This is a genomic window from Methylobacterium nigriterrae, assembly GCF_037106235.1.
In the GTDB taxonomy this organism is placed as follows: domain Bacteria; phylum Pseudomonadota; class Alphaproteobacteria; order Rhizobiales; family Beijerinckiaceae; genus Methylobacterium; species Methylobacterium nigriterrae.
Window position 1 is genome coordinate 1 of the sequence record NZ_JBAWTG010000836.1, and the last position, 274, is coordinate 274.

Genomic DNA, 274 nt, shown 5'->3' on the forward strand with positions numbered 1-274 from the left:
TGCAATCGTTTAGCACTCCTGGAGGAGCATTGCTGCCAGGCTCGCGCCGTTCCTGCTAGCACTCGCAGTGGCAGAGTGCTAAAAACCTGCGCGGCGGCCTGCAAAGCTATCTTGCGGCTTTCCAGCTAGCCGCCCGTCGGGTGGCTCCTGCGGGCGCCCGACAGCTTTTCGATATGTCAATCTCGCGCTGGAGACATCCTATGACGTTCCGACCGCTGCACGATCGAGTTGTCGTCCGCCGCATCGAGGGCGAGGAGAAGACCAAGGGCGGCAT

1 pseudogene is annotated in these 274 nt (G+C 61.7%); it reads left to right on the top strand.

The features are described 5' to 3' along the window. Positions 1-200 precede the first annotated feature (200 nt). Positions 201-274, top strand: a pseudogene (locus WDW90_RS39350) (co-chaperone GroES); the annotation flags it as partial.